The sequence below is a fragment of the Methanobrevibacter curvatus genome, assembly GCF_001639295.1.
GTDB classification, from domain to species: Archaea; Methanobacteriota; Methanobacteria; order Methanobacteriales; family Methanobacteriaceae; genus Methanoflexus; species Methanoflexus curvatus.
The window spans coordinates 1-9,297 of record NZ_LWMV01000223.1; the positions used below are offsets into that span (position 1 = coordinate 1).

Sequence of the window (9,297 nt, forward strand, 5' to 3'; positions counted from 1 at the left end):
ATTTTAACTAATATTAATAGCTATTTAGTAAAAATATGTATTAATATTTTTAATAGGTTTTAACATGTTTTAATTAAATATCTGTTTTTAAAAAATAATCATTGTACAGCCTCTTAAATTGTTATGATTATTAATAGAATCAAATGCTTTTCTTGATTCAAATTTTTAAAATATTTTCAAGGTATTTTTGATTAAAATAAAAATACCTATAATAAAAATAGTCAATTAAAAGAAAATAACCAATTAATAGTTTTCATTATATTTATGGATAAAATTTATTAGAATAACTCTTCTTATTAGAATAGCTCTGATTTTTCAAGGATATTCTCTACATCATTAATCTTTTTTTGAAGAAATGGCTTTATTATTAATGTAAATATTACTCCAAATATTGGAAATATTAACAATATTAATGCATTACTTATCAAGACATCTACTAAAGGAGCAGCAACATTTTCTCGGATTATATTCACTCCATAACTTATAGGCAGTATAAAATGAATTATTTGGAAAAATTTTGGTAATAGCTGTATAGGATACATTCCTCCACTACCACCAATTTGAAAAACAAGCATTAATATTGTAATAAATTTTCCACTATTGCCTAAGCTAGATACCAAAGAGTAAATAAATATTGTAAAGCATAATCCTATGAAAATATTCGATATAATAAGCATAAAAGGGTTAAAATATTGCACATTAATTATCACTAGCCCTATTGTTAACACTGTAGATTGTAAAACAGAAATTAGCCCAAATAGTGCTAGTTTACCTAGATATTCTTGAAATGGTTTAACTTTTAAACCTTTAACTCTTGGTGAAAACATTGCAAGTGGGATTAAATTTCCAATAAATAAGCTTAATGGTATGTAAAATTGTGCAATTCCATCACCATAAGACTTTAATGGGTGTATATCAGTATTATTAATGATTACTGGAGAATTAAAGTAATTTTCAACACTAAGAGTATTATATTTTGAAATTTTAACTAGCAAAGGATAATAGTTTTCATTAAAATAGTTAACATCATCTTCAAATAAGATTCTTTGATTGTTAAAATTGTTAATTTTATTATTTAACTTATTCAAATCATTGGTTAATGTTTTAAGTAATTTTTCAGAGTGGTTAGTTTTATTAACATAGATTATTACCTTTTTAGCATCTTTGTATACTAATTTTGAGAGAGTATAAGATTTACTTAAATAATTGTTAATAGTATTCATTTCTGATTCATATGAGTTTATTTTTGGCATACTAAGATCACTTATGTTCTTTCCTTCACCAAATGTTATTCCAGCTATTGTGGATACTATTTTATCATTGATTTCTTTTTGTATTTCAATACCCCCACTGGTCATTATTTTATTTGCCACCATATTTGTTTTACCATTGGTTAAAAATTGAATATCTCCGTGATATGGATTTGAGGTGTTGATTGATTCAATACTTTTGGTGAAATTTTTAGGTATTATCATTAGTCCGTAGTACGACCCCCTATTTAAATTCTTATAGCCATTTTCATAATTTGTTGAAACAAAATTCAAATCTTTAGTTTTTTCTAAGCTATTTACAAGTTCTTTTCCAATATATCCATTATCCTCATTGACTATTCCTACATTAAGTTGATCAATGTTATTATATGGATCCCAAAATGCAACAATGTTCACCAAACTATAAAGTGAAGGTACAATAATTATCACAATGAATACAAGAAGTATTATAGGATTTAAAATGTTTTTAATATCTTTTTTAATAATTTTTTTTATCATAGTATCCACTTTAAGCAATTTTATAAAAATTACAGGATTAATAATTTGTTAGTTTTTTATATTATTTAAATTTAATTTAATAAAATATTTTAATTTAATGAGATATTTGATCTAATCGCAACATTGTTGATTTAACTGTAGAAACGTAGCTTATAGTTTGCTTAATTTTATATTCTTTCTCATTTTTAATAGCTATTTTTTAATATAGTCCTGAAAATAAAGTTTATAAGTAATGATATTTTTTAAAAAATTTTATATTCATTCATTTCTCAAACTAAACAATTATAATATATATTTTTTTAATAATAAAATTATTAAAGATTATTTTAGAAATTAAAGATAATAACAACTTATATTTATGAAATAGATTGATATTCCAATAAAACATTGATTAGAATCTTTTCTTTCAGGACTATAATAACTGTTTTTTGGTAATAGCTATTTTTAATAATAACTATTTTTTATAATTGTAAATACAACTGTTGTATTCACAACATTTATATATGATGAATCATTTAATATAGTTGTTGTTCCAATTATGTTTATAATTACAAATTATATACTTATGGAGTAAAATCACAATGAAGTATGAAATGAATTTCAATCAGAATGATAATTCTAATAATAAGGAGAATAACAATGATAACTTTCCTTTAGCTGCTTTAATATCTATTATATATCGAACTCACAATACTCATTTAAATCATTTAATTGAAAGATTTAATTTAACTGCAGGTCAAATTCCTTTTATTTTACATTTGTTAAACAAAGAAAACATCTCTCAAGATGATTTAGCTAATGATTTATTTATAGATAAAGGGACTGTAGCTATTGCATTGAGAAAATTGGAAGATGAAGGGTTTGTTGAAAGAAAAAAATCTGAGGAAAATAGACGAAAATATATAATTTTTTTCACTCCAAAAGGTAGAAAAGTTGCTTTAAAAATTGAAAAACTAAATAATCACTGGGAAAATAAGCTTTTAAATGAATTTAGTTCTTTTGAAAAAAAAGAATTTATGAAAAAAATTAGAATGTTGTCATTAAAGTCTATTGAAATTATGAAAGAATAATCAGATTTTGATAAAAAATAATATTTGAGGCTGTCCCTCAATTAAAAATTTTAAATTTTAGATAATATAAAAGTGATTTTAAATTTCTAAAGTTTATTATAGGCATTAATTAGAATTTTATTTAGCTAAATAATGCTTAATAAATTATTAATTTCTACTTAAATAATTATTTATTAATTTAAATCAATTTTAAAGAGGTTTATTTCCTAATGAAATTAATCATGGGGCATCTTAACTCTGATAAAAGAAAAATTCTGATAAAAATTGATTATAATATGTGGAAATTAGGAGAAACCAAAAATGGGTATGAATGAAAATGAGAACCATAGTAATATTGATTTATTAAAAGGAGATCCAAAAAGAGCTATAAGAAAATTAGCTTGGCCAATGATGGTAGCTACATTTCTTACAATGGCTTACAATCTTGCTGATGGAATATGGATAGCAGGGCTTGGAACAGAAGCTTTAGCTGCATTAGGATTTGCAACACCTTTATTTATGGTAGTTGTAGGTTTAGGAACTGGTCTTGGAGCAGGAGCAAATTCATTAATAGCTAGATACATAGGTGCTGAAAATAAGCAAAAAGCAGATAATTCAGCTATTCATTCAATTCTATTAACTGTAGTAATATCTGTAATACTGGCAATTGTCCTAATATGTTTCCTTAAAGATTTATTGTTAATAATGGGTGCTGGAACTTCTATAAATATGGCACTTGACTATGGTTATATCATTTTTGGTGGAATTTTTGTGTTTTTGTTTTCTAATGTAGGAGCAGGAGTACTTAGAGCAGAAGGAGATGTTAATCGTGCAATGTATACTTTAGCCATAACTGCAATATTGAACATTGTTATAGACCCTATATTTATTTATACATTTAATTGGGGAATGGCTGGAGCTGCATGGGCTACAGTAGTATCTGCACTGATTTCTTGTATTGTAATTGCTTACTGGTTATTTATTAAAAAAAGCACATATCTTTCTTTTAGCTGGAAAGATTTTAAATACTCCAATAAAATAATTAAAGGTTTATTAAATGTAGGATTACCTGCTTCAGCTGATACTTTAGTAATGGCAATATTGTCAATTGTGTTAAATTTAATTCTTGTCATTGTTGCAGGAAATTATGGTGTAGCTATTTTCACATCAGGTTGGCGTGTTTTGTTAATGGTTCTAATACCTCATTTAGGTTTAGGTACAGCTGTTTTAACAGTAATAGGAGTAGGATATGGTGCTAAAGATTATAAAAAAATGTCAACTGCTTTTAATTACTCTATTAAATTAGGTCTAATAATAGCTATAATTATTGCTATATTAATTTTTATCTTTGCTGAACAAATAGCTTTTATATTTGCATACAGTGAGGCTAATGCTCAGTTAATTCCAGGAATTGTTGCATTTTTAAGAATAATGTCCATATATTTTATTACAATTCCTTTTGGTATGATTTCAACCTCTACTTTCCAAGGAGTTGGAAAAGGTATGACTTCCTTAGTCATAATTGTTCTTCGTTCCTTTGTTTTCCTATCAACATTTGCATATTTATTTGCAATACTTTTCAATATGGGAATAACAGGAGTATGGTGGGGATTGAGCCTTGGAGGGGTAATTGGTGTAGCCATTGCTTATATATGGGCCAAAATATTTATAAATAAATCAGTTAAATCTTCTCACCAAAATGATGACAATTAACAGTTACTTAGTGTTTATATGAGATAAATAAAAAACAATTGAAAATAAGGATAGGTTTAAATAGCTATTTTTATTTTAAGTCAAATTCTTCTAAAAATTCATTAAAGTCAGATTTATAGCTTTTATCTTGTAATAATTTAAATTTTTTATAAGAATTTATGGCTTTTTTATCTGCTTCTTTTTTAGTGACTTTACCTTTGTCTTTTAATAGCTCATATCTGTTAAACTCTAAAAATCTGTCTACTTCATTAATCCAGTTTTTCATAGACATTGGTCGCTTCTCATATGCTTGATTTTCACCATAATCAATTAACATAACCACTATTCTATTAAGTTTTGAAATTTCATCATTTTTTAAATAATTTTTAGCTATTAAAACATCTCTTTGTAAAATTTTGCCATTTGGAGCATTTTCCCAAATTTCAAGACCCATATGTGGCTTATTAATATTTACTCGCTCTTTAATTAACTCTGGAGCTGTTTTACCTGTTACTGCAAAATGTAATTTATTTTGTACACTTGCAAAAAATTCTTTAGTTAATTTAGCATTTTTATTGTAATCATAACTTGTAGCATATAAATCTGTAATTTTCTCATATGATCGACGTTCAGAGGATCTAATTTCCCTTATATCCTCTAATAATTTATCGTAATAATCTTTAGTAAACCTTCCACCTTTTTTTAATAACTCTTTATCTAAAACATAACCTTTAATGATATATTCCTTTAAAATATTGGTAGCCCATATTCTAAATTGAGTTGCTTCTTTAGAGTTTACCCTGTAACCTACAGAGATTATCATGTCTAAATTATAAAAAGCTACTTGATATTTTTTTCCATCTTTTGCAGTTGTTGCAATTTTTGCAACAACTGAATCTTTCTCTAATTCTCCATCTTCAAAAATATTTTTTATATGTCTTGAAATAACAGATTTATCTCTAGCAAAAAGAGTCGATAATTGATTTAAATTAGCCCATACTGTTTCTTCGCCAAGGATAACTTCAATATTTACAGCACCTTCATCTCCGATATATAATAAATGTTCTACAATTTCAAATTCATTTTTCTCCATTTAATCACCAAATAACTTTTAAAATATCCAATCTAAGAATATTGGGCTTTTTGAATTGTTTTTGCTTATTCATTTGCCTCTTCTTTATTTGTTATTTTAATATCTTAATAAATAAAAATTTTAAAGAGATATAAATCTTAAAATATGCATTTTCAAATGTTGTCTACATTAATATTGATTTAAATATGTATTATATTTTTTCCAAGAGCATTTGAAAAGTAATCCTCACAGTTTTTCTTGTTTTTCTATTTTTTTAAAGTCTTCTTTATGTCTTCTTTATGGTGTTTATCTTAATATTTAAAAGATTTATAAAAAAATTAGTCATGCTAAAATCACAGTTCAATCCCAATCTATCTCTTTTTAGATTTTTGCACTATTAATTGCCTGTCACTTGAAACAATCAAAAAAATATCATTAATGTACTTACTTGTCTGAAATTAGATTTATAAAAATAAGCTTCTTAATAGTTCTATCATGTGTTTTAGTAACTATTCTTTTTTTAACCAACAATGATTTAGTAACATGAAAAACAGCATAATATAATCTATTGATATAATTAGGATAAAATTCGTCGTTATAATTCTTTTCAGCAACTTTTAAAAGTTTTAATGATTTTTCAAAATTATTTTTACTTCTTCATCCAATTAAAATACCATCTTTTTCAATATTTTTGTAAAAAGAAAAATTTATATATTGTTTGTAATGTTCGCTATCAATCATTTTTACAGATAAATATTCACCTGTTTTAAGAAGTATGTCAAATGTCTTTCCATAAATTTCATCTTCAATTTTTAAATCATCACCAATGTTAAAAGTTACAATAAGGATATCTATATCTGAATCTTCATTATCCTCACCACGAGCAACAGATCCAAATAAGATTATTTTTTCGATTTCAAGGTTGTTTAATGAATTAGCAAAATCAATAGCTATTTGTTTTTTATTGTTAGAACTTTTTGGTTTTAAAGCTTGAGTTTTTTGAATCATATACTTCACCATGATACTTAATAGCATATTATAAAGTTTTATATTGATAAATTTATCTATCAAATTTCAATTCTATCAAGTTAAAAAATTTTTTATTTAAACTATGAACATTACTAAATTTGTAAAAATAAATATACATGAATATTAACTAAAATCTATTCCAGAAATATCTAGGTTATTTGGTTTTCCAATATCTTTGAATTCATATTTATGAGAATCAATTGTTGTCTACTCAGTTAATTCCTCTGGTAGTTCATTTAAGAAATGTTGTTCCTTAATTTTACCATCAAAATTAACACTTAAATTTTTAATGACCTCTAACAATTTTCGAGTATTTTTTTATCCTGTTTACTTATCTTCTTTAAAGAACGATCTGCTTTTTTGTAATGATTATTTTATAAATATCTTTCTTCAAGTTTATCAACATCCAAAACAATGCCTTTACCATCATCAATTTCTTTATCTAAAGTGTTTAACTCCTCCATTAACTTTTCACAATCTAATGTATTACATTCATCTATTTTTTCCTCAAGAAAATTATTTATTACTTCATTATCAGTTGTTCCATTCTCAATAGTTATATTTTTCACTTTTTTATAAGTATTTTCAGAGATTTGTACATTAGGCATAATATTCTCTCAAAATAAACAGTTTAATATTTATTTTATTTATTAAATATGGCATTTAAAATTTTCTAAAAGATTTTAATACTGTCAACTTAAGAAAAATATTTTTCAAAATGTCATTGTTTTCATTAAAAAATTGAAATTATTTATAAATGAACCTTCAAGTATAAATTATTAAGTTATCAAGTATTATTTTACTAAACAAATTAAGATTAAGAATATAATAAATTAAAACTATTTAAAACCAATTTTTTATTAATCATATGCAAAATTTCAATGGGAGAACTTCAAATATTAAAGAAAATATTAGGTGAAAAAAATCTTTTTAAAAAAGTAAATAAATACTTGACATATCAATTAATTAAATCAAAAAAATAAAAAAATATATAAAAATATATAAAAAAAGAAATAAAAAAGCTATTTATGATTTACAGCATCTCTAAATTTGTCAAAGAAACCTTTTTCAATTTTATCAATTTCTTCGCCGGAAATACTTGCAAACTCAACCAATAGCTGTTTTTGTTTTTCAGAAAGCTTTTGAGGAACCACAACTTTAACTGTAACATAAAGGTTTCCTTTAGATCCTCTATGTAAAATAGGCATTCCTTGGTTTCTTAATCTAAAAACACTTTCACTTTGAGTGCCTGAAGGAATGTTCAATTCTAAAGCACCATTAATAGTTGGAACTTCTACTTTAGCCCCTAATGATGCTTGAACAAAGCTGACCTGCTTGTCATAATATAGATCTGCTCCATTTCTTTGGAAATCCTTATGGTTTTTAATATTCACCAATACATAAAGGTCTCCATTAGGAGCATTTTCTCCTCCAGCATTGCCTTCACCACGAGCAACAATTCTTGAGCCATCTTCAACTCCTGCAGGTATTTTAATATTTATTGTAGTGTTTTCTTTAATTTTACCTTTACCATGACACTTTTTACAAGGATCTGTAATAATTTTACCTTCTCCACGACAAACACGACAAGTTGTAACATTTACCATTTGTCCAAGAAATGTGTTGGTAACTTCTTTCACTTGACCAGTTCCACCACAAACCTTACAATTTTCAGGATTTGAACCTGGTTCTGATTTAGAACCATGACAAACAGGGCAAATTACATCATGAGCTATTTTAATCTCCTTTTCAATGCCAGTGGCAGCTTCTTCTAAAGTAATTGTAACATCTTTTAAAATATCTGAACCTCTTTGAGGAGATTGACGTCTTCTTGAGCCACCTCCAAATCCAAACATGTCAAAAATACTTTCAAATCCTCCACCTTGACCACTAAAGCCTTGGAAAATATCCTCAAAATTTACATTTCTAAAAATATCCTCATTTGTAAAACCTTCCATTCCTGCATGTCCATATTGATCATACTTTTGCTTTTTTTCATTATCGGATAATACTGCATAAGCTTCGCTTAACTCTTTAAATTTAGCCTCTGCCTCTTTATCATCTGGATTTTGATCAGGATGGTATTTCATTGCAAGCTTTCTGTAAGATTTTTTTATTGTTTTTTGGTCTGCATTTTTATCAAGACCAAGGATTTCGTAGTAATCACGTTTTTCTGCCATTAATTCACCTAAATTGAAGAAAATATAAGAATAAATTAAAAATAATATTTTGAATTTCTTTAAAATTCATATTTGAACTATTAAACCAAAAACATTTAAAAATTGATAAAAATTATAAAATAAATAAATTTAATAAACTTAATGCAATGAGTAAATTTAATACACTAAATAAGTTTAATGCACTAATATTTTAATAAGTAAATGAATTTAATACATAAATAAAAACTAATAATTAATATTTAATAAAAACTAATAATTAATATTTAATAAAAACTAATAATTAATATTTAATAAAAACTAAAAATTGATAGTTAAAAAATTTAATAATAAATTAATAAAATTATTATTTATACTATATTTTTAAATTTTACTTTATATAATTATTATAATAAACTCATTTTAAATAAATATATGTTAAATTAAATAAATAAAATAAGTGAATAAATTAATTTTTATATATAAAATTTATAAAATTTAAAAAAATATTGTTTAAAAAATATTAAAAG

The 9,297-nt window shown here is 24.6% G+C and carries 7 protein-coding genes and 1 pseudogene; 2 read left to right on the forward strand and 6 right to left on the reverse strand.

Annotated elements, in window-relative coordinates:
• Positions 1-296: 296 nt before the first annotated feature.
• Positions 297-1,769, reverse strand: a complete 1,473-nt coding sequence (locus MBCUR_RS09495) for a YhgE/Pip domain-containing protein (RefSeq protein ID WP_067092695.1) — start codon at positions 1,767-1,769, stop codon at positions 297-299.
• Positions 1,770-2,350: 581 nt separating this feature from the next.
• Here MBCUR_RS09495 and MBCUR_RS09500 point away from each other — a divergent pair.
• Positions 2,351-2,839: a MarR family winged helix-turn-helix transcriptional regulator gene (locus MBCUR_RS09500; protein WP_084269703.1), complete on the forward strand. Its 489-nt coding sequence runs from the start codon at positions 2,351-2,353 to the stop codon at positions 2,837-2,839.
• A gap of 300 nt (positions 2,840-3,139) precedes the next feature.
• A complete protein-coding gene (locus tag MBCUR_RS09505) occupies positions 3,140-4,531 on the forward strand; it encodes an MATE family efflux transporter (RefSeq protein WP_245637310.1) in 1,392 nt (463 codons plus the stop codon).
• Between the two features lie 70 nt (positions 4,532-4,601).
• On the opposite strand, the gene rhuM is transcribed toward MBCUR_RS09505, so the two are convergent.
• From rhuM to dnaJ, 5 genes and pseudogenes are all read right to left on the reverse strand, one after another.
• Complete coding sequence (gene rhuM / locus MBCUR_RS09510) at positions 4,602-5,603, reverse strand: virulence RhuM family protein (protein WP_067092697.1); 1,002 nt, start codon at positions 5,601-5,603, stop codon at positions 4,602-4,604.
• Positions 5,604-6,026: 423 nt separating this feature from the next.
• Positions 6,027-6,212 (reverse strand): annotated as a pseudogene (locus MBCUR_RS11105) (HEPN domain-containing protein); the annotation flags it as partial.
• 27 nt (positions 6,213-6,239) lie between these two features.
• Positions 6,240-6,590: a nucleotidyltransferase domain-containing protein gene (locus MBCUR_RS09515; protein WP_067092699.1), complete on the reverse strand. Its 351-nt coding sequence runs from the start codon at positions 6,588-6,590 to the stop codon at positions 6,240-6,242.
• A 395-nt stretch (positions 6,591-6,985) separates the two neighbouring features.
• A complete protein-coding gene (locus tag MBCUR_RS09520; RefSeq protein ID WP_067092700.1) occupies positions 6,986-7,219 on the reverse strand; it encodes a hypothetical protein in 234 nt (77 codons plus the stop codon).
• Positions 7,220-7,633: 414 nt separating this feature from the next.
• The gene (dnaJ, locus tag MBCUR_RS09525) at positions 7,634-8,791 is read right to left on the reverse strand and encodes a molecular chaperone DnaJ (protein WP_067092702.1); all 1,158 of its coding nucleotides are present in this window, start codon (positions 8,789-8,791) and stop codon (positions 7,634-7,636) included.
• Positions 8,792-9,297 lie beyond the last annotated feature (506 nt).